This window comes from Eudoraea chungangensis (assembly GCF_029360665.1).
Classification (GTDB): domain Bacteria; phylum Bacteroidota; class Bacteroidia; order Flavobacteriales; family Flavobacteriaceae; genus Eudoraea; species Eudoraea chungangensis.
Genome location: NZ_JARDUB010000001.1, coordinates 634,919 through 657,993, shown reverse-complemented (window position 1 = coordinate 657,993; position 23,075 = coordinate 634,919). Strand labels below are relative to the sequence as shown.

Sequence of the window (23,075 nt, the reverse complement as noted above, 5' to 3'; positions counted from 1 at the left end):
GAATTCTAAGGATTCAAACTTTGAGGCTTACAATAGACCAACCTCGAATCTACCAGTGCTTGTTCTCTGAGTTCAGAGGGATAATCCTTATTAAATGCCATATCCAGAAACCCCTGAAGAGTTTCATATTTTACAATTAATATTTCGTCCCATAAGGCTTCATCTTCCGGACCGATAAGCATGAGCTGTGGACTTCCGTAAAAGATTAATTCTGCATCTGCATTTTTTATATACGGTGCAGCGGCCTTTAAATACAACTGGTATGAAACTTTTCCAGAAAGTCCGGTTTCTGACACATGATCCTTGTATTTCAAATAGTTTAACATTAACAAAGGCTCCTTTGTAGCCAGCTTAGTTAAACTTTTAAACACTTCTGGGTTTCCTTTTAAATATGATTTGTGGTTCATAATAAGCTATGAATTATAAAAAATTACCTAAATAGTTTGTCGATATTGTTAGTTTGAATAGCTTGCCAGGCCGTATCACAGCATAAGGCTGAAACCTTATTTAAACTTGCAAAACGCTTATCGCTGGTATATCCATGTTTGTATCTATAATAGATTTGCTGTGCTATCACTGCAATTTTAAAGAGGCCATAAGCAAAATAGAATGTCAAGTGTTTTATGTTTTTCCCGCTTTTTAGGGCGTACTGCTCTACCAATTGGGAACGACTGGGGTTTCCTTTCATAATTGTCGGCGATGGCAGTCCATTTTGCATAAATTCTGGATCATCTGCAGTAGTCCAATAACCTAAAGAGGTGCCTAAATCCATCAAAGGGTCCCCAAGGGTACACATTTCCCAGTCTAATATTGCCGCAGTATTTGTCCAGCTACTATCTGTAAAAACAAGGTTGTCGTATTTATAGTCGTTATGAATTAAACTAAAGGAGTACTCTTTGGGCTGATGACTCTCCATCCATTGCATTACTCTTTTTGCAGATACAACTTCTTCCGTTGCGGCAGCCAGATATTGTTTACCCCAGTTAATAACTTGTCTTTCTACATATCCCTTAGGCCTCCCAAGTTCTTCTAGGCCTGCGGCCTTATAGTCTACCTGATGTAATTCGACAAAAGAATTGAGCCAGGTGTCTGCAATAATAGCGAATTCATTAGGTTTTACAAGTCGCTCTTTGGCCTCCTTAGCCGTTAGGATTATCCCTTCTATTTTCTCCATTATATAAAATGGAACGCCTAGTATTTCTGAATTATCCGAATATAAATAGGCTTTTGGTGCTTTGTTAAATACCCGATGTAAACTTTGAAGAACTTTAAATTCTCTCCCCATGTCATGCCCTCTTTTTGGAGCAGAAAAAGGGGGTCTTCTAAGGACAAACTGTTGGTCTTCCGCAGTTAATAAATAGGTAAGATTGGAGTATCCATTGTAGAATTGATCTATCTTTAAGGAACATTTTTTATCCTTTATTAAACCCCCATCGACCATAAATGCTTTTAGAGGTTCTGTGGGAATTTCTTCCCCCTTCCGTACTTCGCTTGTTAGTTCTTTTTTGGACATTTAGCTTTCCGTATATTTTAATATGGTATTCTTGCCGAGCTGACTCATATGAACCTCGTCTGGACCGTCGGCCAATCTTAAGGTACGGGCAGCGGCAAAGAAATGTGCCAAGGGTGTATCGCTGCTTACACCTTTACCGCCCATTATTTGTATTGCCCTGTCTATTACTTTTAAAGCCATTTTTGGTGCGGTAACTTTTATCATGGCAATTAAATCTTTAGCCTCCTTATTTCCAGACTTGTCCATTTTATCGGCCGCCGCGAATACAAGTAATCTCGCTTGATCTATCTCGCATACAGAAAGGGCAATAGCTTGTCTAATACTACTGTATTTAGCTAATTCTCTACCAAATGCAACTCTAGTCGAGGCTCTTTCACACATCAACTCTAAAGATTTCTGCGCCATACCAATTAGGCGCATACAATGATGAATTCTTCCTGGACCCAAACGCCCCTGGGCAATTTCAAAACCCTTTCCTTCTCCAACCAATAGATTGGTTTTAGGGACCTCCACCTTGTCTAGAATAATTTCTGCATGTCCTTCTGGAGAATCGAGATAACCAAAAACAGATAAGGGCCTAACAACCTTTAATCCGGGAGAATCCATAGGCACTAAAACCATACTTTGCTGTAAATGCCTGGGAGCATTGAAATCTGTTTTCCCCATAACAATGGCTATTTTACACAGTGGATCCATAGCACCAGAAGACCACCATTTTCTCCCTGAAATAATATAATTCTCTCCGTCTGCTTCAATGGAAGTTTCAATATTGGTAGCATCTGAAGAAGCCACTTCTGGCTCGGTCATTAAAAAGGCCGATCTTATTTCTCCGCGCATTAGTGGTTTGAGCCATTTTTCCTTTTGCAGTTCAGAACCATATTTGGCTAAAACTTCCATGTTGCCAGTATCCGGAGGACTGCAATTAAATACTTCAGAAGCCCATGGCAGGCGACCCATAATTTCAGCCAAAGGAGCGTATTCTAGATTCGTTAAACCCGGACTTAAGTTCCCATAAGCCGCAGGTAGAAATAGATTCCATAGACCAGCATCTTTAGCCTTTTGTTTTAGGGCCTCCAAACCTGGCCATTTTTTCCATAAATTCTGGTGATTCTGATGAAAAACCTCCCTTTCTTGAGCTGCCGGCTCTAAATGTAGCGAAATAAAATTTTTCAGTTTATTCTGAAACTCCAAGGACTTATCACTATGTTCAAAATTCATATTATCGTTTATTAGTCTTACAAATAGTTATCCGGAAATCATATAACCTCCATCTGCGGCATAAACGCCGCCGGTCATGTAAGAAGCAGCATCAGATGCCAAAAGCATAACCAAACCAGCCATTTCTTCTGGATGAGCAATCCGATGTAAAGGAATAGTTTTGGTGTATTGTTCTACCAATTTTTCATTGGCCCAGAGACCTTCACTAAACTTAGTTTTGATTAGACCCGGACAAACCACATTAGCTCTAATTCCATATCTACCCCATTCTTTGGCCTGATTTTTCGTCAACATGATTAAGGCCGATTTTGTGGCACTATAAAGGCCTAAACCAAAACCTGGTCGTAGTCCTTCTACCGAGGAAATATTTATAATACTACCTCCCGTACTTTTCATATGAGGTAAAACTAAATTAGAAAGCAACCATGGGGCCTTTACATTGACATCCATTATCTTATCAAAAACAACATCATCAGCTCCTTCCAATGGGCCATAAAAAGGGTTAATTGCAGCGTTATTTACTAGGACATCTATTCTTCCGAATTTTTCAAGTGTTTTAGCAACCAAATTCTCGCGCTGTCCGGAATCTGCAATATGGCATGCTATACCAATTGCCTCTAGTCCTTCTTGCTTAAATTCTTCAACTACCAAGGCTACAGCTTCTTGTTTCCTGCTACTAACTACAACCTTAGCTCCATGTTCCGCCAGACCTTGTGCAATAGACTTACCAATACCCTTACTAGATCCAGTTACTATGGCCACCTTTCCTTCAAGGCTAAATTTAGATTTAATCGTATTCATATTTTTATCTTTTAGGTAGGGATTAAATAAGCTCTTTATTCAAATAAACTAGGCTCCATATCTACTGTTAAGACTTCTTTATTCATTAGCACGTCAGCTAAGTATTTTGTTTTGGGAAGCTCATATTTATAATAAAACTTCATGGCGTGAATTTTCGATAAATAGAATTCCTCCTTATAAGTAATCTCTTTGGAAAGAAGATCCATTTTGGCTTGTCTGGCCATATCTAACCATAACCACGCTATAATGATGTTCCCCATAAATTCCATAAAAATACTGGCATCAGAAAGATAACGCTTATAATCCCCTTGTTGGGCAAAGGGAAGTAGGAAAGCTAGTACTTTTTTCACCAGGCCTAGTTTTGCTTCTAAACTTTTTGCATATTCTGAGAGTCCTTCAGTTTCCTTAGCGGCTTTAATGCTCGTCATAATTTCTATAGACAATAATTCAAGGGCTTTCCCGTGATCCATGGTAATTTTTCTGCCCAAAAGGTCTAATGACTGAATTCCAGTAGTCCCTTCATAGATAGAAAAAATTCTAATGTCACGATAGTATTGCTGCAGAATAAAATCGGTACAAAAGCCATAGCCACCCAAGACTTGCAAACCATTACTAACGGCAATGGCTCCCATTTCAGAAGGATAGGTCTTTGCTATTGGTGTAAGTACTTCCAGAAGATACATATATTTAGTCCGCTCCGACGCTTCTGGGTGGGTCAATGATAAATCTTGGTATTTACACGCGAGTAAGATTAGACTCAGCCCTCCTTCTACCACCACCTTTTGTAGCAACAGCATTCTTTTAACATCAGGATGATTTATGATAAGCGTTTGTTTTTCTGAGGCATCTTTTTTTCCTGTACTAGATAGGGCTCTTCCTTGTGGCCTTTCTTTGGCATAAGCCAAGGAGGTTTGGTAAGCGGCCATGGTTATGGCGGCAGCCCCTCTACCAACACCTATACGAGCCCCATTCATCATAAGGAACATATATTTTAAGCCCTGATTGGCTTCGCCAACCAACCATCCTTTGCAATCTTTTTTGTCTCCAAAAGAAAGATGTGTAGTGCAATAGCCTTTTTGGCCCATCTTTTCAAAATCTGCCAAGGTGTTTACGTCGTTAGAAACCAGACCGCCTTCGTTGTTTAATCTGTTTTTAGGAACAACAAAAAGGGAAATTCCTTTAGTACCCAATGGCGCTCCTTTAATACGAGCCAATACTAAATGAACAATGTTTTCAGCACCCTCGTAATCTCCGCCGGAAATAAAAATCTTTTGCCCGCTTATAGTATATTGGTTGCCATCTGGAATGGCAGTTGTTACGATGTCCGACAAGGAACTTCCTGCCTGTGGCTCTGTTAAGCACATGGTTCCTCCCCATTCTCCGGTGAGCATTTTGGGAACATAGGACTCCTTTAAATTTTCGGACCCGAAATGGATAATTAATTCTGCTGCACCTAGGGTTAATCCAATATATCCCGGCAAATGATTATTTGCGGTTTCCTGAATATATGCAGCCGCAGTAACCACCATACTGGGCATTTGCAAGCCTCCTATTTCATAATCAAAAAGGGCCGAAATAAGACCCATTTGTCCACCCTTTTTCATGTACTCTCTTACTTGTGGGTGTACCACGATTTTACCATCTTTGAAATGGGCGGGTTTTTCGTCCATTTCTTTAAAGAATGGAAATAGCTCCTTGTCTGCAAAGTCTTTGGTAGCATTAATAAAAAGGTCTACAGAAGCGTTGTCATAGTCTGCAAAGCGAGAATTTTTAAGTACACTATTTAAGTCATGAACAGAATAAAGTAAATACTTTAGGGTATTTAGGTCAACATATGTATTTCCCATTGGATTTAGCCGTTTTTCGAGTTTCTACTAAGATAACGGTTAAAAATTATCTCAAAGAGTTATACAGCTTTTATCATTGGCTCTTTTTGGAACGCAAAATACAAGGCTTAGAAATAGGGTGCGGGAATCTTATCATGAAGAAAGGAGTTTACTTTTAACTAAAAACCTAGTTTAATATCTTCAGTTAGCGATTTTAAGTATTCCTGTTTGTTTAAAGTATACAGAATGGGAGGTCTTCGACTTGTTTTTTTCTTAGTGACTCCTAGTTTTGTCAAGATATTTTGCTTTAGCATTCGCTGTCGAAAGTTACCCCTATCAACAGTTCTCCCTAAAATAGCCTCATAAAGTTTTTGTAATTCAGGAATGGTAAAACTATCGGGCAGAAAATCTATTAATAAAGGTTTGCTGAGTAAGTCGGAACGTAATATTTTTAAGGCCTCATTAACTAGATTGGCATGATCTAAGGCTAGGGTATTTGTGTCTTTAACACAAACCCATTTCGTACTGAAGAAAAGAGGGCTTGCATTAAGAATTTTTAACTCTGGAGGCGCCACAGTGTAGTAACCAATGGTAATAAAACGCCTTGAAAACCAATCTATGATAGAATTAGGAAGCTGGTGGTTTGTAAAATTTTCGATTTCTGCTCCAAAGTTACGACTGGTATTCCCAAAACATCCAAATTGTTTTAATAGAAGTTTTTCGGAGCCAATCTGCTCCTTTAATATTCTTCTGGCTGCATCTTCTAAGTTTTCGGATTGGTCTATAAAACCGCCTGGGATGGTCCATGAGTTTTTGTCGCCTACCAATACGCCGGGAACCTCAAGGGCTTCCCCATTAAATCGGAAGATAACTAAATTAATGGATATTTGAGGAATATAGCCTTGAAGGTCATTATCAAGTTTACGTAAAGCATCTTCATTTAACTGGGCCATTATTTATACTTGATTTGCATTTCCTAAACGAATATAAACTTCTTAATTAAATATTTAAAGAGATTCTTTATATTTGAGTGAAAATCACTCAAATATAAATTTACCAAAGGATGAGAAAAAAGTTTAAATGGATTTTAGTCGCCCTAGCAGGTATAATTGCCGTGGTTGTTATTGGTGCATATTTTATGTTACAACCAGCTGAGGTGAAGGTGTTGGTATTCTCAAAGACAGAGGGATTTAGGCACGAATCTATTAAGGCAGGTGTTAAAGCTATAGAAGAATTAGGAAGAAAGAACAATTTTACTGTTGTTGCTTCGGAGAACGCGGAGGACTTTAATGAAGATTATCTGAAAGAGTTTATGACAATCATCTTTTTAAACACTACAGGTAATGTCCTCGATCCTGTGGCACAGAGTCAGATGGAGCGATTTATTCAGGCGGGAGGGGGATTTGTAGGAATACATTCTGCCACCGATACGGAATACGGCTGGCCATGGTACGGAGAATTGGTTGGAGCCTATTTCGACAGTCATCCAATGAATCCCAATGTTCAAGAAGGAAAAGTTAATGTGGTCCAAGCAAATCATCTTTCTACAGATTCTTTGCCAAGTTCATGGACTATTGCTGATGAGTGGTATAATTACAAGGCAATGAACTTAGATAACAAGGTGTTGCTAACCGTAGATGAGTCTACGTACCAAGGGGGCACTAATGGTGGAAACCATCCCATCGCATGGTATAAAGAATTCGATGGCGGCAAGGCCTTTTATACAGGAATGGGCCACACCGTAGAACAATTTTCTGAACCAAAATTTTTGAGCCATTTATTAGGAGGAATTAAATATGCAATTGGTTTAGGCCAGCCAGTAGATTACAGTAAGGCCTATGCCGAATTGGTTCCTGAAGAAAACCGTTTCAATAGACTTACCTATAAACAAAATTTAAATGAACCAATGGAGCTTGATTTTATTGGGGAGGATAAAATTTTATACATAGAAAGAAAAGGAGGCGTGCATCTATATGATTTAACTAAAGGAAGGGACACCCTTATTCTAACACTAGATGTTTTCTCTGGCCTTGAAGACGGTTTGTTAGGATTGGCAGTAGATCCAAATTACCAAGAAAACAATTGGATATATATGTATTATTCAGAAAATAAAGGTAAAGATGTACAAAACTTATCTCGTTTCGAACTTAAGAACAATGTTCTAGATTTATCGACTGAAAAAATTCTACTACAGGTATTAACCCAAAGGGAAGAGTGTTGCCATTCTGCAGGTTCAATAGAGTTTGGGCCAAATGGCAACCTTTTCATAGCAACGGGAGATAATACAAGTCCGAGGGCCGATGGTTATGCTCCTTTAGACAATAGACCAGATAGATATCCTTGGGACGCACAGAAGTCATCGGCGAACACCAATGATTTGAGAGGAAAAATTCTAAGGATTAAACCAGAGCCAGACGGCACCTATAGTATTCCTCAGGGCAATCTTTTTAATGACGATGATCCTAAAACAAGACCAGAGATTTATGTTATGGGAAATAGAAATCCTTATAGAATATCAGTAGATTCTAAAACAGGATTTTTGTATTGGGGAGAAGTTGGTCCGGATGCCAACAATGACTCCATCGGTTTGGGTCCAAAGGGATACGACGAAATTAACCAGGCCCAAAGAGCTGGTAATTTTGGTTGGCCATATATAATAGCTGATAATCAAGCCTATAATACCAGAGATTATGTGAAAAAATCTACGGGAATTCTATATGATACCTTAAAACCAATAAACGAATCCCCAAATAACACTGGTTTAAAAGAATTACCCCCATCACAGCCGGCAATGATATATTATCCTTACAGTACTTCTGAGAAATTCCCTGCCTTAGGCACAGGTTCTCGTAACGCCATGGCGGGTCCAATTTATTACAGTGATAAGTATGCTGGAAACCCAAGTAGTTGGCCTGATTATTTTGATGGAAAACTCCTGGCCTATGATTGGATGCGTGGTTGGATATTTGCTGTAAGTATGAAGGAAGATGGTTCTTTTGATAAAATGACACGTATTGTTCCAAACATTAAGTTTAATAACATTATTGATATGGCATTTGGACCGGATGGAGCATTGTACTTTTTAGAATATGGAACGGGTTGGTTTTCTCATAATACCAATGCTACCCTGTCACGTATAGATTTTATTAAAGGGAATCGTTCTCCTAAAGCCGTAATTACAGCAGATAAAACAATAGGAGCTGATCCTTTAGAAGTGCAATTCTCTGCCAGGAATTCTATAGACTATGATGGAGACCAACTAACCTATAAATGGACCTTTGGAGATAAGGATGTAGAATCCTATGATAGTAATACTTCCTATACGTTTGAAGAATCTGGAAAGTATAAGGTAAGATTGGAAGTAACAGACAAGGAGGGTAAAATTGGAAGTTCCGAAACAGAAATTTTAGTTGGGAATGAATTACCACAACTATCCTGGAAAATTCTAAAAGGGAATAGTAGTTTTTATTGGCCTTCTACACCAGTTGAATTAGAATATAAAGTAGATGTGAGCGATGCAGAAGATGGAAAGTTGTCCGATAATACATTAGACGCCTCTCAGGTTGTTGTTACATTTGACTATTTACAACAAGGAGCTGATAAAGTAATTGCCGCAAAAGAACATTCCGAAATGGCCGATGCTGCATACGCGACTATTGGGGAGAGTTTGGTGAATTCATCCGATTGTGTTGCCTGTCATAAGGTTAATGAAAAATCTATTGGACCTTCTTATACAGATATCGCAGAGCGATATGTCTCAGATACCAAAGCTCCAAATGAGCTGGCAAACAAAATCATTAATGGCGGCAGCGGAAATTGGGGAGAAATTACCATGGCCGCACATCCAGACTTAAGTCGGGCAGAGGCAAAACAAATGGCGGAGTATATTTTAAGCCTTTCTTCAACCGCAAACTCGCCAAAATCTAAATATCCGGTTAGGGGTGTTTTTAGAAGCGACGAGCATCTGAGAACTCAGACAAAAGGCACTTATGTATTAACTGCTAGCTACACGGATAAGGGAGGGGGAGAAATAGAAGGCTTAAATGCACAGGAAACAATTTTACTTCGTTTTCCGAGGTTAGAAGCTGAAAGTTTTGACGAAGGCACATCAACAAGAATGAATGTGCCTGCAGGAACTGCACCAGGTGTAGACGAGGATCTCTCCATTGCCATTGGTCCGAAAGACAGTTATTTAGCATTTAAGACTTTGGATATGACCGGGGTAACCGGGGTAAACTGTGCCTTCGCTATGGCTTCAGGCTTTGTGGCAGGAGGAGAGGTAGAATTTCGGTTGGGTGCTATGGATGGAGAACTCCTAGGGATAATTCCAATAGAAGTTGGAATAACAGAATTTGGTCTAAGAGAGTTGTCCTTAAATTTCAGCAAGCCTTTGGAAGGAATGCAAGATTTGTATGTGGTTTTCAAGTCATCTGACGAAGAGGATGGCTCTCTTGTGGCGATAATGGATTGGCTGGAATTCTTAAACAACCATTAGTTAAATGGATTTTTGAAGTAAAGAAACAAGGATAGTATTATGTGGAAAAAAATAAAACTAGTTCTCTGGAGTCTCTTTGGGTTAGGGATTTTGGTTTTTCTTTCTCTTGGCGTTTTTATCTATAAGGCACGTTATGGAATTAATTTTTATGACAGCAACCCACCAGTGGTTTCGAGTGATATTTCTGGGAAAACAGTTTTAGTATTTTCGAAAACAAATGGATTTAGACATGGAGAGGCCATTGAGGCATCCGTACCGGCTTATGAAAAAATAGCCCAAGACAATGGGTGGAAAATATATGCTACAGATAACGGTGCCATATTTAATAATGAACAATTAGCCTTATTTGATGTGGTTATTTGGAATAATTGTAGTGGTAAAGTTTTAAATGAAGAACAGCGCGAAAGTTTTAAAAATTTTATAGGTAAAGGAGGGGGGTTTATTGGTATACATGCCTCAGGAGACAATTCCCATCAATGGGATTGGTATGAAAAGGAAATTTTAGGGGCACAGTTTTCACATCACCCAATAAAGCAGCAGTTCCAACTAGGAGAAATGCTTTTAGAAGCAGAAAATAGAACATTGAGTACGAACTTGCCTGAGAGCTGGCAATTAAGAGAAGAATGGTATATGTTTTACGACAGTCCTCGAAAAAATGGTTTTAAAGTATTGTATACCCTAGACGAAACCAACATTGATCCAAATGGAAACGTGCCACTATTGGTATCGGATAAGGATTGGGGTATGGGAGAAGACCATCCCGTGGTTTGGTACCATCAACTTGGGGATGCAAGAATTGTTTATTCTTCGCTAGGACACTCTGCGGTCAGTTTTGAAGATAATACACACTTAAAAATACTAGAAAACGCCATTCGATGGGTTGGGAAATTTGAAAATTAAACCAAATAGTAAATCATTCAAAAAAAGTTGGAATATGGGAAAGAGGAGAACATTTTTAAAACAATTGGGCCTGGGAGGTCTATCAACAGGATTGTTAAGTGGCATGCCGTATTCCATGTTTACGGAATATTCTAAGGACTTGGATATTGAAATTTCTTTAGCTCAATTTTCCTTTGCTTCTGAGTTTTTTACTGGCAAGCATAATACGCTAGAGTTTCCGGCAAGGGCAAAAGAGCAATTTGGTATAAACGCTGTAGAATATGTTTCTATGTTTTTTGCAGATAAGGCTAAAGATGCTTCTTTTTTTAAAGAGTTAAAAATGCGTACCGAAGATCTCGGGGTCGCAAATCATCTGATAATGGTTGATGATGAAAATATTGCGAATTTGGATAAAGAAAAGCGTAAACATGCAGTTGAAAGTCATTATAAGTGGGTTGATGCGGCAAACATTTTAGGATGCAGTTCAATTAGAGTAAATCTTGGAAGTTTACAACAAGAAGGGACTGCAGAAGAAGTTGCTGCTGCAGCTCTGGAAGGTTATAGTAGTTTGCTAGACTTTGGAGAGCAAAACAATATGAATATAATTGTAGAAAACCACGTGGGACATTCTTGTAATGGTAAGTGGCTGGCGGGTATTATGAAAGAAGTAAATCACAAAAGAGCTGGGGTGTTACCCGACTTTGGTAATTTTTGCTTAAAACGTACAAAACCAGAGACCATGGACCTGGCAGGTTATATGAATACCAAATGTTTAGAGACTTATGATATGTATTTAGGGGTACAAGAATTAATGCCTTATGCAAAAGGAGTTAGCGCGAAGACCCACAAATTCGACTCTGAAGGCAAGGAAACCGAAATTGATTTTTCTAAGATGTTTGAGATTATTAAAAACGCTAATTTTAGCGGGTATATCGGTGTTGAATACGAAGGTGGCATTTACCAGATGCAAGGTAAAGAAGGTTACCTGAGTAATTCCGATGGAATAGTTGCTACAAAGCAACTTATTGAAAAATATTTGTAAACGTCTTTTGATTATACCACTTCTTTGAATAAGATTTCTCTATCTGATTTAAATGGCGTTTTAATAAATCATCGACGAAATACCCCCTTTAAAGTGATTTCTTTTTTTTAGTTTGTTTCTTTTTGTTTCTTGCCAGGAGTATTCTCTCTTAGAACAAGGGGATATAATTGTGCTATAATTTTTGAATTATAATACTTTTTGTGAAAATGAAAAAAAGAAATCGAAATAAGGGATTTCCCTATATTTTATTATTTGTATTTATTGTCAACTTATCTTCTTGTAGTACTTCCGAGAACTATTTTAAAAAAGAATACAGAAGAGTTTGGAAAGAAACGGTTCAATCGGAAGCTTGGCTTAACTCCCTACAGAAAACTCCATTGACAGAAGCAGAACCGGCTGAGGAATTATATTCCTCAACAGAAGAAGTTGTGTTAGCTACCATGAGTTCTAAAGATAGAGAAAGAGCTTCTCTGTTTATTGAGTTATATGATTCTTATGTTTCTAGGGCCTATTACAAGTTAATAAAAGAAGCCCAAAATGCAGATAAGCGGCTGTTAGCGGACTATAATAGACTGCTAAAAGACTCGAAAAACAGAACGGACAAATCGGACTATAAAAAGGAATTGGCCAACGCAAAACTTAGATATGAAGCCCACTGGGAAATGTTAGAAGGGCTAAAATCGTGGAATGCTTTTAGTGAATATGGATCGGACGATTTAGATTATTTTAAACAAGAGCAACTTGAAAATGCCTATTTAATGTTTCGAAAAGGATCATCGGATACCGAGATAATTAATTTTCTGGTTTATAAGTTGGCAGACCTTTATCACTTCGATGAGTAAGACGGACTGCTAAGACTTCTTTATTTATTTTTATAAAGCAAGGGAAAAAACTTTCCCTGCATTTGCTTTCCTTTTGGTATTGGTGGTACTCCTTTCAATAACTCATCGTCAGTATTACTTACTGTGCCATCGGCAAAGACGTTTAATACAAAAGCTCGTCTACTTATTTCGGATTTATTTTCGTATGATCCGTGAACCATTAGTGGATGGTGGAAAGTGCCATACCCCTTTTTTAATTCTATAGGGACGGGTTTAAATTCTGCTTTTTGCTCCTCTGTTAAATAGGCCATTAAGCCATTCATATCTCCCGCCAAAGAGGGGGCGTCTAAAAGACCCCAGAGATGACTTTTTGGGATATAGTGGAGGCATCCATTTTCTGTTGAAGCATCATCTAAGCCAGTCCAACAAGTTAGATGTTGCATGGCCACAGTTCTGGTCCAATAGGAGTAATCCTGATGCCAGGCAACAACACCTCCATGTTTCGCGGGCTTGCTAAATAGTTGGTCGTGCCAAAAACGTACAGGCTTATACTCTAGTAATTGGTGGGCAGCCATTACAAAAGCCGGGTTCCATAAGACATCATGGAAGGCTTTGGAGATTCTCCAATGTCCCAGTGAATGAAAGAGAACAGAGTTGGAGTCTTCAGATTCATTGCTGTGAAACTCGTAGAATAAATGATGCCCTGGATGATTTGGATCTCTAATTTCTGCCAATTCTTTTCGAAGGACTTCAATTTGATCCTCTTCCAGCAATTTTATCCCAGAAACATAGCCGTATTCATGAAAATGTGAAACCTGATCATCACTTAATTTATACTTCTCCCATTCTTCGGCGGTTTTGGGATAATGAAATATATCGGAGACTAAATTATGTACCTCTGCTAAATCTTTTATTTCACCCATAGTAATGTTATTTTTTTAAGTATAACTAGCATCTAATTTACGATATTAAAATCATAACTTGTACTGGAAAAATGTACTTGCGTAAAAGAATTATGGATAAGAGCACAAAGTTTGTTGGGTTACTACTTTTTATTATACTCGTAACGGGTTGTACAAAGAAAATCCCGGATATTCCAAATAGAAATTATATTGCTCAACTGGAACTAGATTCTACGATATTATTGATTTCGGAAGTAGTAGATTCTTTAGAAGTACCATGGGATATTGAAGAGGGGCCAGATAATTGGCTTTGGTTCACGGAGCAGAAAGGAACAATAAACCGAGTACATTTAAGGAGCGGTCAAAAACAAGTAATGTGGAAAATTCCGGATGTTTACTACAGAAAATCTACAGGTTTGGCCAGTATGGTTTTACATCCTGAGTTTAAAAAAACCCCCCATCTCTTTGTACACTATGTATACGCCCAAAAGGATAAGGATTTCAATGATATAATTGCATCCAAAATAGTCCGATTTACCTTGGCAAAGGATGAACTCGTAGAACCCTTAGTTATTTTAGATAGTATTCCCGGCAATACATTTCACAATGGTTCGCGAATGATGATTACAGAAGATTTAATACTTTGGATTGGTACGGGAGATGTTGGAAATAATAAGCAGACACAGGACATTAATACCCTAAATGGGAAAGTTCTTCGAATAAATTTAGATGGATCATTACCAGCTGATAATATTCAACCGAATTCTGCAGTGTGGAGTGTAGGGCACAGAAATATTCAGGGTATCACCGAGGCGAATGAAAAAGTATACATTTCTGAACACGGACCACTTACGGATGACGAAATTAATATTATTCAAAAAGGGAACAACTATGGCTGGCCAGATGTACATGGCTTCTGTGATTTAGAACCTGAAAAGGAATTTTGTAAGGAACATTCTATTAGGGAACCTATTTATGCTTGGACACCAACCTTGGGTACAGCCGGACTAGCCTATTACAACTATAAGCAAATTCCAGAATGGGAAAATAGTCTGCTGTTGGTAACTTTAAAAGCACAATCAATTAGAGTACTAAAATTAGATTCTAATGGAGGAGTAAAGGACGAGAAAATTTTTCTCCAAAAAACATTTGGCCGCCTTCGTGATGTTGAGGTAGGGAGTAGAGGTGAAATATATGTAAGCAATAGCAATTTAGATTGGCATCCAGGTCACCAGCCGTGGATGTACGATTCTCTTCCAAAGAGAAATGGGGATAAAATACTTAGGATAGAAGTGGCTCCTAAATCATTTGTTAGCAGCGCAAATAAAGATGAGACCTTCATGTTCTTAAAAGAGAACCCAGAACCCTTTGCTCTACTTGATGAAAATTGGAACAGAAACGCCAGTGACGACGAAATAATGTCTGGCCAAAAATTGTACTTTACTCACTGTGCAGCCTGCCATAGGCCAGACGGGAAAGGTAATTTGGGTCAAATCCCTCCAATGATCAATAGTGATTGGGTGTCAGGAGATAAGAGCAGGTTAATCGACGTAATGCTGTTGGGCCTAAGTAAACCAATTGAAGTAGATGGGATAATCTACGAAGGGGAGATGCCTGCCTATAAGAATTTGAGCGATACGGAAATAGCAGATATTTTAAATTATATACGCGTAGAATTTGGAAGTTCTCCCGGGAATATTATTGCTGCCGACGTATTGCATCAACGAAAAGGCTTGTAATTTTATTCGTAACTTATTAAGGAAAACTAGGCTTTGAAGAAGCAAAAAAAATATTTAGAAATTCAGGAGTATATTCGAAAACGCATACAGACGGGGAAGTATCCAATAGGTAGCTATTTGCCTTCAGAAAATGAAATATGCAGACATTTTGGAACTACCAGAACCACTGTTAGAAAAGCTTTGGATGAATTGCTAAAAGAAGGCTATATTCAAAAAGAACAAGGAAAGGGCAGTAAGGTTTTGCAAAGGAGAAAAGCCTTGGGGCTTTTAACAGTAAAAGGGTTTTCAGAAGTCACTAACTATCAAGTCAGAACCGTTGTTCTCCTAGAACCAAGAATTCAAGATTGGGATGACGCTATTGGATTTCCTCTAACCGAGGCGGAAAAAAAAGGTAAATGTGTCTACTTTCAGCGAATACGTTTTATGAATAAGCAGGCCGTAATGTTAGAACATAATTGGTATTCTGTTAAATCCTTAAAAGTTCTTAAGGCGGATGATTTCGTTGAGGGGTCTTTTTTTAAAACACTTCAACAAGAGTTTTTAATTGAAATAATGGGATCTGAACAAGAGCTTAGGGCAGAAAAGGCCACTAGTGAAATAGCTAAAAATTTATCCTTAAAAAGCGGAGATCCTGTTTTACATATTTCAGCCAGATTTAAAACCAGTAAAAAGGGACTCACTTTGTACAGCGAGTTGTACTGTAATACGTCAACAGTACCTATAAGAAATAGCTACTTTCTATAAGTTCTGTCCATAAAAGCGAAGAGGCTTCTGGGGTTTTTATGAAAAATGAAGTCCAGATACTCTTCCATGTTATTTTTCTTAAGAAAGGCAGGAATTGTTTCTATAAGAAAGTTAAGTCCAGGTGATCCACCATAGCTTTTCCAATAGCTGTTTTTAGCCATATCCATCCCCATGGTTATCTGTTTGTGGTATTCTGGCAATAATTCTTTTAATAGGTTTAGGGTGTAATTAGGCTCGGGATTTTTCCATCGGAAGGCGCTGTCATATTCTACCTTTACCCCGGTGTCAAGAACAGCCCTATTATAGCCAACTTCTTTTGCCCTATCTACGTGAGATAATACAATGTGTTCTACATTTGCCCCAAGTTTCTTAAATAATAATGCCTGTTCTAAGGCCTGCCTTCCAAAATTCGTGTGGGTTAGAATTGGGGCCCCTGTTTCCAAATGTGCATTTACTACGGCATTAAATATTTTCTCTTGATGCTTGGTAAATATTTCGTCTCCGGTAGCCAATTTTATAAGTCCAGCCTTGTGCTTAGTCCTTTTTACAAAGGGACCTGAATAGTCAAATTCATCTATTCCTTCTTCTATGTCGGCAATAAAAAGCCTGGTGAGCTCATCTTCGGAATATGTATATCGCCAATGATTTTCTGGATAATAGACTTCTAAATGAATCCCGGTAGGAACGATAATTTGCACCTTACTAGCACGACTAACATCGGCCAATTTTAAAACATTTCTGCCGCAATTAGAGGGCATGGTATCTACCACTGTTCTTCCGCCAGCCGTATAGAAGGCTTGCAGCTCTTTTGAAATTAGGGCGGTATTGTTAAGCAAAAATTTGGGATTAGCTGCGGTTATATAACTATCTTCTATTACGATATGTTCGTGCGAATAAGTGAACCCCATTTTTGAAGTAGGGAGATCCCCCAAGACAGTTCTAAAAAAATCCATTGTCTTTATTTAAAGTTATTGGCCCAGCCATTACGCCTAGTATCTGCATTTTTTAAAGGTGTTTCTAAAACAGCCCCTTGATCTTTTAATTTTTTTCTCAATTTAATAATATCGATGTTATTTGCATCCTGGTCATAGTCTAAGGATTGTACTGCCGCAAAGCCAGCAGCTTGTCCCATACTCATGGTTTGTGCCATGGAACGACAAGAAGCATGGGCATCATGTGTGGCAGAAAAGCACCTCCCAATTACCCATGTATTAAGAGTATTCTTTGGGATTAAGGTTCTGTACGGCACACCATAGGTGCCCCCATTAGGTACGTATTGCCAAAAAGTTTCTTCCTTCCCGTCAAGGGATTTTCTGTGATCTTCAATAGGCGCCCCACAGAGAAATACTTCATCTTTAAAACGTCTGGCCTCCATGCAATCTTCTTTGGTTAAACGATATTCCCCATAAACTCTTCGAGTCTCACGCACGCCAATTTGGCTTGATAAACCAATGATTTTGGAATTCTCATAACCAGGAATCTCTTCTCTAAAAAACTCTTCAAAAATAAACGCCTGTCTTCTCCCTTCTATTTCGGCAAGAGTAATACCTTCCACATCCAAAGGATCTACATCTGTAACCTTTACGGCCACCGTTGATATACAGTTTTGCTGACACATTTCATGAGCCGAACCTTCTTTTCTGGGTAACGGATAGCTACCTGTCTGATAGGCATTCGCCATTTTTGACTTCATCATCTGTTTACCACCTGCCTCTTTGTATTTGTTTAGGTCTACATTCGACATTCGAAAAGTCGTAGTCATGCTTTGTGCCGGTTCAAATTCTCCAGCTTTCTCATAAGCTATCCCCGCCCAATGCGCGTAATCCCCATCCCCGCTGGCATCAATTATTCTTTTGGACTTAATAACAAAAAAGCCAATCCCCTTATTAAAAAACACACAATTAGATTCAGAATCAGATTTTTCTACAGCAACTAAAGAGGTGTGATAAAAGGTTTGTACACCAGCCTGTATAAAGGCAGAATCCCATACTAATTTTAGGCGTTCCGGATTATAGTTGACACCAGTCCCCGCACCGTAGGAGTTTGGACGAAGAAAAACATCTCCAGATTTTGCGAGTGTATTTACAATTAAGTCCGGGACACCTCCTACAATTTTTTTGGGTTCTTCCGAAGGGGTGAAAAACCCATAGAAGGTATCTAACATTTGTGTTGAAGTTCCACCTGGAAAGCCATAGCGCTCAACTAGAGTCACTTTGTGCTTGCCCATAGAAGCGGCTATGGCCGCTACAGATCCAGCACTACCACTTCCAATAATAAGGATATCGGTAGAATAGGTTTTTGTTATGTTTTTAGTAAAATGCATGTCTATGATTTTATGGATCCAACATTTTCGTACAATCTCGACATTAGATGGGCGTGTTCATCGTAAGCCGATTCAAATAGCTCTGATGCTCTTTTTTCTCCTACAATTTTTCCGCTACTTAATACTTTCGGAATTTTGCCATTAAGGAGAAGAATATTGGCTATTTCGGCTTTCAAGGAATTAATAAGCAATACGCCTCCCAGGGTAGACCCAGGGGCCACAGGAGAATCTAAACCATCAAGATATATCATTGCATCTCCTAGGGGAGCGCCGGTATCCAAAACAATATCTGCAAAGTCGGTCAATTTTTTTCCGTCCTCTCTCTTAGAAGAACTACCCTCCAGATGTTTTCTACTCACTAGGGCCACTACCTTTATATTTTGTTTTTGAAATTCTTCTGCCATCTCTATGGGGACAACATTGCAACCGCTAGAAGATATAATCAACGCAGTATCTTTGATATCGGTATCAAAATTCCGAAGTATTTTGGCAGCGAGACCTGAAACATTTTCCAAAAACATTGCCTGCCTTTGACCGTTTGCACCAACCACCAAATTGTGAAATGTTAGTGAAAGTTCAACGATTGGATTAAATCCTGGAAAAGAACCATATCTAGGCCACATTTCTTCTACCAATATTCTGCTATGACCAGAACCAAAAAGGTGAACCATTCTGCCTTCAAGTATAGATTGTGCAAATATATTTGCCACCTCCCTGATTACAGTTTTTTGTTGTTCTACGGAGGAGATAATATCTTTCGCCTTACTTAGATATTCTTGTGTAATACTCATTTTTTATTGTTCTGGTTTTTGGCAAAAAAGGCAGCACCAATGGCCCCTGCATAACTGCCGTGTTTTACAGTTTTTATTTTTGTTTTATATTTTCCTGGGCGCCACTCATACAATTGCATAAAGTCTTTTAATGGGCTTAGTAGAGACTTTTTTGCTCCAGCGGCGATACCTCCTCCTAAAACAATAATGTCTGGCGCAAGAATATTAGTTAAAGAGGCCAGCGCGGTTGCAAGTTTTTGTACGGAAGACAACCACCAAAAGGTGGCAAGAGGGTCTCCATTTTTATAGGCTTTTACTAATTGATGAACGCTTTTATATTTGCCATGAGATCTGGTTTCAATGGAAAAATTTCCCAGTGCCTGCTCTAAACTACCTGGCATATTTGTCATTGTTGGTTGCCCTGCATGATCTATAGTCATATGTCCAACATGACCAGCCCGTTGCATAGCGCCTTGATATATTTCGCCATCTAAAATAATACCGCCACCGACACCTGTCCCAAGGGTTAAGAGCAACATGTTTTTTATAGGTGTATTCTTGTAAAAAGACTCGTATTCGGCTAATGCAGCCGCATGACCATCATTAATTACACTTATATTTTGAGTTGTGTTTTCAGACCAGTTAAACCCTTCTATACCTCTTAGTCGCTCAGGCATATGAAGAATCATTTTATTCTCTTTATCTACTAAGCCCGGGGCGGATATGCCACATAGAAGATTTCCTGAATAAGCTGCTGCTTTATTATCTAATAAGTCTAAAATTGTACTCTTCCAAAGTGGAAGGCCTTGAGAATTGTCTTTGGTTAAAAGTTGGTTTTTCTCAATAATTACAAGCTCTTCGTCAAATAAAACATATTTGATTTTTGTACCCCCGATATCGACTCCCAGAAAGTGCATAATTACTAAGTCTTAATTAGGGTATTGTCCTTCACTGATAGACCAACCTCCGTCTATAGATAAAATCTGCCCTGTAATAAATTTATTAGAAGGATGAAGAAACATTAGTACCGCCCCAATGATATCAGAGGGTTTTCCGGGTCTTCCGCCATCCAAAGGTTGTTTTGTTTTAAGGAAGGATAAGATATCTTCATTCTCTGCTGCTCTTTTTGCCATTGGGGTAACAAATAGACTAGGAGATATTACATTTATCCTAATGTTATTACGTGCATAATACGAAGCAATAGATTTAGTAAAACCAACTATTGCTGATTTGGCTGCTGCATAGGCGTGGGTAACAAAAAACTTAGGGGAGGGAGATTCTCCTAAAACGGATCCCATGTTTAAAATTACACCCTCTCGCTGTTGCTCTAAAAAATAGGAGATGATAGCTTTGTTAGACAGCATTAAAGAGGTAAGGTTTAGCTCTAGTGTTTTATTCCACCCTTCTAAACTTAGCTTATCTATGGGTCCATCTCCCCATTTTCTGCCACTTCCACCTGCCACGTGAAATAAACCGTCGACAACTCCAAAGCTTTGGTGTGCTTTTTTTATTAATTCTTCAGCAGCATTTGGGTCTGTTGCATCTCCGCTTAAGACAAGTGCATTAGGACCCAAAGCAGCCTTGGCTTTCTTAACGCTATCTAGATTTCTTCCGAGAACGGCAACATTTGCACCTCGACTATTTAAAGCCATGGCGGCTTCAAGGCCCATACCTGTTGTGCCGCCTATTATTATATAAGTTGTACCAAAAAAATCCATATTAGGTAGCCCAAGGGCGATCTCCTTTATTATAATTAATACAAGCTTCAAATTTGCCCGGTATTGGCAAATAATTTCTTGCCATGGTCATCCCAACTTCAGAGGTAAAATATCCGTAGGAAGTTAAACTTTTGAAGAGATCAAAATAATGTGGCACAGGTTTGTCTGCTCCCTCTTGACTTTCTCCGAGAGCAATTGCTTCAAGTTGTAATTTTTCTAGAAGTTCAAGCTTTTCATCAGCGGATATCTCCAAAAAAGAGGTTTTGTATAAAGTAGCAGCTCTGAAATCCAGATCGTTTAATCCAGACAGGAAAATAGCCTGATTCTCTGGCGGCATACAATCCTTATAAATGCTATACATAAAAGCCCCTATTTTAACCGCCTTGGCACCTGGTGAGGACTCTGAGGTTGGAATAATAGTTTCTCCTATTTCATCTAACAAGGGGATATCTTCTTCTTTTAAGGTTCGTCTTTCGCTTGGCTGATATTCACAACCTTGCAGAAGGCTACTGCCCGGAAGCAGCAAAAGGCCACCACCAAGTAGACCTATATTATTTAGAAACGATTTCCTTTTCATATGTTTAGTTATAGGTTCATTTTTTTTAATTCATTTACTGCATAATCTGCTGCCCTGGCGGTAATTGCCATATAAGTGATGGAGGGGTTCTGACAAGCACTGGAGGTCATACAAGCCCCGTCAGTCACAAATACATTCTCCGCCCCCCAAACTTGATTATACTTGTTTAAGACTGAAGTTTTAGGATCTTTTCCCATTCTTGCAGTTCCCATTTCATGAATGTTAAGACCAATATTTCGGGTGTCTTCCACGCCTTCAATATTTTTAAAATTCAGTTTTTCTAACATTTCTACTCCAGAAGAAATCATATCTTTTACCATATTTTTTTCATTCTGTTTATATTCTGCATCGATTATTAGTTGGGGGATTCCCCATTCGTCTTTCTCTGTCTTGCTTAGACTTATCTTATTATCGTGATATGGAAGACATTCCCCCATCCCTCTGAGGTTAAATTTCCAAGGCCCAAGTTGTGTAAGATCCTTTTTTAAAGGACTTCCTACGGCAGTATCGCTTATTTCTGACATAGGAGCTCTGGATGCTCCGCCTGCGTACGCATAACCTCGTAAGAAATCTTTTTGTTGGTCCTCCCCAAAGTTTCTGAACCTCGCTAAGTAAGTTCCTGTTGGTCTTCGCCCAGAATAATATTTATCTTGAAAACCATCAAACTCACCATTGATAATAGCATTGTAATTATGATCCATCAGATTATGCCCCAATTCTCCTGAATCATTGCCCAGACCATTTGGAAACCTAGAAGAAATGGAATTCATAAGAATAAGAGTGGAGTTAATAGTGGAGCCGTTAACAAAAATTATTTTAGAGAAGTACTCCATAACTTCTTTTGTGTTGGTATCTATGATTCGTACCCCGATGGCTTTTCCCTTATTCTCGTCGTATATTATAGATTCTACCACGGAAAAGGGTCGAATAGTCATATTACCAGTTTTTTCGGCCGCTGGTAGGGTAGAGGAATTGCTGCTAAAATAGCCCCCAAAAGGGCAACCTCTATTGCAAAGGCTTCTATACTGACATGGGCCCCGCCCTTCATGCCTTTGGGTTAAATTAGCGGTCCTTGAAATAATGAGATGCCTGTCCTTAAATTTTTTGGTCAGTTGCTCTTTAACATGTTTCTCCAGACAGTTCATTTCCATTGGCGGTAAGAATTCTCCATCCGGTATTTGCGGCAAGCCATCCTTATTACCACTTATCCCTGCAAATTTTTCTACATAGCTATACCATGGGGCAAGATCTTTATAGCGAATGGGCCAATCTACCGCAATCCCTTCTTTGGCATTTGCTTCAAAGTCAAGATCACTCCACCTCTGTGTCCACCTGGCCCATAGAAGGGATTTTCCACCAACTTGGTAGCCTCTTATCCAGTCAAAAGGTTTTTCTTGTTGGTAGGGATGATCTTTGTCTTTGACGAAAAAGTGTTCTGTTGCCTCACTATAGGCATAACATCTATTAATTACAGGATTTTCTAACTGATCTTTATAGGGCATTATTCCTCTATGCGGAAACTCCCATTGATGCATACTTGCGGTGGGATAGTCTTTTATATGATCTACCATTTTTCCCCGCTCTAAGACGAGAGTCTTAAGGCCTTTTTCACATAGTTCCTTAGCGGCCCAACCTCCGCTAATTCCTGAGCCAATTACAATGGCATCATAGCTATGTTCATATGTTCCTTTATTTCCTATATACATC

At 38.8% G+C, this 23,075-nt stretch carries 20 protein-coding genes; 6 read left to right on the top strand and 14 right to left on the bottom strand.

What is annotated here, in order from left to right:
* Nucleotides 1-5: 5 nt before the first annotated feature.
* From PXG98_RS02955 to PXG98_RS02930, 6 genes are all read right to left on the bottom strand, one after another.
* A complete protein-coding gene (locus PXG98_RS02955; protein ID WP_276388913.1) occupies nucleotides 6-407 on the bottom strand; it encodes a hypothetical protein in 402 nt (133 codons plus the stop codon).
* Between the two features lie 23 nt (nucleotides 408-430).
* Nucleotides 431-1,513, bottom strand: coding sequence for a phosphotransferase family protein (locus PXG98_RS02950; RefSeq protein WP_276388912.1), 1,083 nt, complete (start codon nucleotides 1,511-1,513; stop codon nucleotides 431-433).
* A complete protein-coding gene (locus PXG98_RS02945; protein ID WP_276388911.1) occupies nucleotides 1,514-2,731 on the bottom strand; it encodes an acyl-CoA dehydrogenase family protein in 1,218 nt (405 codons plus the stop codon).
* A gap of 27 nt (nucleotides 2,732-2,758) precedes the next feature.
* On the bottom strand, nucleotides 2,759-3,532 hold the full coding sequence (locus PXG98_RS02940; RefSeq protein WP_276388910.1) for an SDR family NAD(P)-dependent oxidoreductase: 774 nt from the start codon (nucleotides 3,530-3,532) through the stop codon (nucleotides 2,759-2,761).
* A 35-nt stretch (nucleotides 3,533-3,567) separates the two neighbouring features.
* The gene (locus PXG98_RS02935; protein ID WP_276388909.1) at nucleotides 3,568-5,379 is read right to left on the bottom strand and encodes an acyl-CoA dehydrogenase family protein; all 1,812 of its coding nucleotides are present in this window, start codon (nucleotides 5,377-5,379) and stop codon (nucleotides 3,568-3,570) included.
* A 158-nt stretch (nucleotides 5,380-5,537) separates the two neighbouring features.
* Nucleotides 5,538-6,311 (bottom strand): NUDIX hydrolase, encoded by a 774-nt coding sequence (locus tag PXG98_RS02930; RefSeq protein ID WP_276388908.1) that lies wholly within the window; start codon nucleotides 6,309-6,311, stop codon nucleotides 5,538-5,540.
* A 110-nt stretch (nucleotides 6,312-6,421) separates the two neighbouring features.
* Here PXG98_RS02930 and PXG98_RS02925 point away from each other — a divergent pair, with 110 nt between their 5' ends.
* The 4 genes from PXG98_RS02925 to PXG98_RS02910 all read left to right on the top strand — a co-directional run bounded on the left by PXG98_RS02925 (nucleotide 6,422) and on the right by PXG98_RS02910 (nucleotide 12,616).
* On the top strand, nucleotides 6,422-9,853 hold the full coding sequence (locus PXG98_RS02925; RefSeq protein ID WP_276388907.1) for a ThuA domain-containing protein: 3,432 nt from the start codon (nucleotides 6,422-6,424) through the stop codon (nucleotides 9,851-9,853).
* A gap of 39 nt (nucleotides 9,854-9,892) precedes the next feature.
* Nucleotides 9,893-10,753: a ThuA domain-containing protein gene (locus PXG98_RS02920; RefSeq protein WP_276388906.1), complete on the top strand. Its 861-nt coding sequence runs from the start codon at nucleotides 9,893-9,895 to the stop codon at nucleotides 10,751-10,753.
* Nucleotides 10,754-10,787: 34 nt separating this feature from the next.
* Nucleotides 10,788-11,774: a sugar phosphate isomerase/epimerase family protein gene (locus tag PXG98_RS02915; protein ID WP_276388905.1), complete on the top strand. Its 987-nt coding sequence runs from the start codon at nucleotides 10,788-10,790 to the stop codon at nucleotides 11,772-11,774.
* A 206-nt stretch (nucleotides 11,775-11,980) separates the two neighbouring features.
* Nucleotides 11,981-12,616 (top strand): hypothetical protein, encoded by a 636-nt coding sequence (locus PXG98_RS02910; RefSeq protein ID WP_276388904.1) that lies wholly within the window; start codon nucleotides 11,981-11,983, stop codon nucleotides 12,614-12,616.
* A 20-nt stretch (nucleotides 12,617-12,636) separates the two neighbouring features.
* On the opposite strand, the gene PXG98_RS02905 is transcribed toward PXG98_RS02910, so the two are convergent.
* The gene (locus PXG98_RS02905) at nucleotides 12,637-13,518 is read right to left on the bottom strand and encodes a phytanoyl-CoA dioxygenase family protein (protein WP_276388903.1); all 882 of its coding nucleotides are present in this window, start codon (nucleotides 13,516-13,518) and stop codon (nucleotides 12,637-12,639) included.
* Nucleotides 13,519-13,610: 92 nt separating this feature from the next.
* Here PXG98_RS02905 and PXG98_RS02900 point away from each other — a divergent pair, with 92 nt between their 5' ends.
* Nucleotides 13,611-15,236 carry a PQQ-dependent sugar dehydrogenase gene (locus tag PXG98_RS02900; RefSeq protein ID WP_276388902.1) on the top strand — a complete coding sequence of 542 codons (1,626 nt, stop codon included), beginning with the start codon at nucleotides 13,611-13,613 and terminating at the stop codon, nucleotides 15,234-15,236.
* A 33-nt stretch (nucleotides 15,237-15,269) separates the two neighbouring features.
* Nucleotides 15,270-15,980 (top strand): GntR family transcriptional regulator, encoded by a 711-nt coding sequence (locus tag PXG98_RS02895; protein WP_276388901.1) that lies wholly within the window; start codon nucleotides 15,270-15,272, stop codon nucleotides 15,978-15,980.
* On the opposite strand, the gene PXG98_RS02890 is transcribed toward PXG98_RS02895, so the two are convergent.
* The 7 genes from PXG98_RS02890 to PXG98_RS02860 are packed head-to-tail and all read right to left on the bottom strand — an operon-like array spanning nucleotide 15,968 to nucleotide 23,074.
* Nucleotides 15,968-16,933, bottom strand: coding sequence for a phosphotriesterase family protein (locus PXG98_RS02890; protein WP_276388900.1), 966 nt, complete (start codon nucleotides 16,931-16,933; stop codon nucleotides 15,968-15,970). The two genes, PXG98_RS02895 and PXG98_RS02890, sit on opposite strands and share 13 nt — an antisense overlap.
* A 5-nt stretch (nucleotides 16,934-16,938) precedes the next feature.
* Nucleotides 16,939-18,303: an FAD-dependent oxidoreductase gene (locus PXG98_RS02885; protein WP_276388899.1), complete on the bottom strand. Its 1,365-nt coding sequence runs from the start codon at nucleotides 18,301-18,303 to the stop codon at nucleotides 16,939-16,941.
* A 2-nt stretch (nucleotides 18,304-18,305) separates the two neighbouring features.
* Nucleotides 18,306-19,094, bottom strand: coding sequence for an SIS domain-containing protein (locus PXG98_RS02880; protein ID WP_276388898.1), 789 nt, complete (start codon nucleotides 19,092-19,094; stop codon nucleotides 18,306-18,308).
* Nucleotides 19,091-19,990, bottom strand: a complete 900-nt coding sequence (locus PXG98_RS02875) for an ROK family protein (protein ID WP_276388897.1) — start codon at nucleotides 19,988-19,990, stop codon at nucleotides 19,091-19,093. The genes PXG98_RS02880 and PXG98_RS02875 overlap by 4 nt, the downstream gene beginning before the upstream one ends.
* Nucleotides 19,991-20,002: 12 nt before the next feature.
* Entirely contained in the window at nucleotides 20,003-20,842 is an 840-nt protein-coding gene (locus PXG98_RS02870) for an SDR family NAD(P)-dependent oxidoreductase (protein ID WP_276388896.1), read from the bottom strand.
* Entirely contained in the window at nucleotides 20,793-21,368 is a 576-nt protein-coding gene (locus PXG98_RS02865; protein WP_276388895.1) for a gluconate 2-dehydrogenase subunit 3 family protein, read from the bottom strand. The genes PXG98_RS02870 and PXG98_RS02865 overlap by 50 nt, the downstream gene beginning before the upstream one ends.
* Before the next feature lie 8 nt (nucleotides 21,369-21,376).
* Entirely contained in the window at nucleotides 21,377-23,074 is a 1,698-nt protein-coding gene (locus PXG98_RS02860; RefSeq protein ID WP_276388894.1) for a GMC oxidoreductase, read from the bottom strand.
* Nucleotide 23,075: the final 1 nt, after the last annotated feature.

Coding starts and splice junctions, on each gene's coding strand:
- PXG98_RS02940 (WP_276388910.1), bottom strand. CDS start 3,532: ATGAATACGATTAAATCTAAATTTAGCCTTGAAGGAAAGGTGGCCATA.
- PXG98_RS02890 (WP_276388900.1), bottom strand. CDS start 16,933: ATGGATTTTTTTAGAACTGTCTTGGGGGATCTCCCTACTTCAAAAATG.
- PXG98_RS02930 (WP_276388908.1), bottom strand. CDS start 6,311: ATGGCCCAGTTAAATGAAGATGCTTTACGTAAACTTGATAATGACCTT.
- PXG98_RS02875 (WP_276388897.1), bottom strand. CDS start 19,990: ATGCACTTTCTGGGAGTCGATATCGGGGGTACAAAAATCAAATATGTT.
- PXG98_RS02920 (WP_276388906.1), top strand. CDS start 9,893: ATGTGGAAAAAAATAAAACTAGTTCTCTGGAGTCTCTTTGGGTTAGGG.
- PXG98_RS02865 (WP_276388895.1), bottom strand. CDS start 21,368: ATGAAAAGGAAATCGTTTCTAAATAATATAGGTCTACTTGGTGGTGGC.
- PXG98_RS02925 (WP_276388907.1), top strand. CDS start 6,422: ATGAGAAAAAAGTTTAAATGGATTTTAGTCGCCCTAGCAGGTATAATT.
- PXG98_RS02880 (WP_276388898.1), bottom strand. CDS start 19,094: ATGAGTATTACACAAGAATATCTAAGTAAGGCGAAAGATATTATCTCC.
- PXG98_RS02950 (WP_276388912.1), bottom strand. CDS start 1,513: ATGTCCAAAAAAGAACTAACAAGCGAAGTACGGAAGGGGGAAGAAATT.
- PXG98_RS02945 (WP_276388911.1), bottom strand. CDS start 2,731: ATGAATTTTGAACATAGTGATAAGTCCTTGGAGTTTCAGAATAAACTG.
- PXG98_RS02910 (WP_276388904.1), top strand. CDS start 11,981: ATGAAAAAAAGAAATCGAAATAAGGGATTTCCCTATATTTTATTATTT.
- PXG98_RS02900 (WP_276388902.1), top strand. CDS start 13,611: ATGGATAAGAGCACAAAGTTTGTTGGGTTACTACTTTTTATTATACTC.
- PXG98_RS02935 (WP_276388909.1), bottom strand. CDS start 5,379: ATGGGAAATACATATGTTGACCTAAATACCCTAAAGTATTTACTTTAT.
- PXG98_RS02860 (WP_276388894.1), bottom strand. CDS start 23,074: ATGTATATAGGAAATAAAGGAACATATGAACATAGCTATGATGCCATT.
- PXG98_RS02955 (WP_276388913.1), bottom strand. CDS start 407: ATGAACCACAAATCATATTTAAAAGGAAACCCAGAAGTGTTTAAAAGT.
- PXG98_RS02915 (WP_276388905.1), top strand. CDS start 10,788: ATGGGAAAGAGGAGAACATTTTTAAAACAATTGGGCCTGGGAGGTCTA.
- PXG98_RS02885 (WP_276388899.1), bottom strand. CDS start 18,303: ATGCATTTTACTAAAAACATAACAAAAACCTATTCTACCGATATCCTT.
- PXG98_RS02905 (WP_276388903.1), bottom strand. CDS start 13,518: ATGGGTGAAATAAAAGATTTAGCAGAGGTACATAATTTAGTCTCCGAT.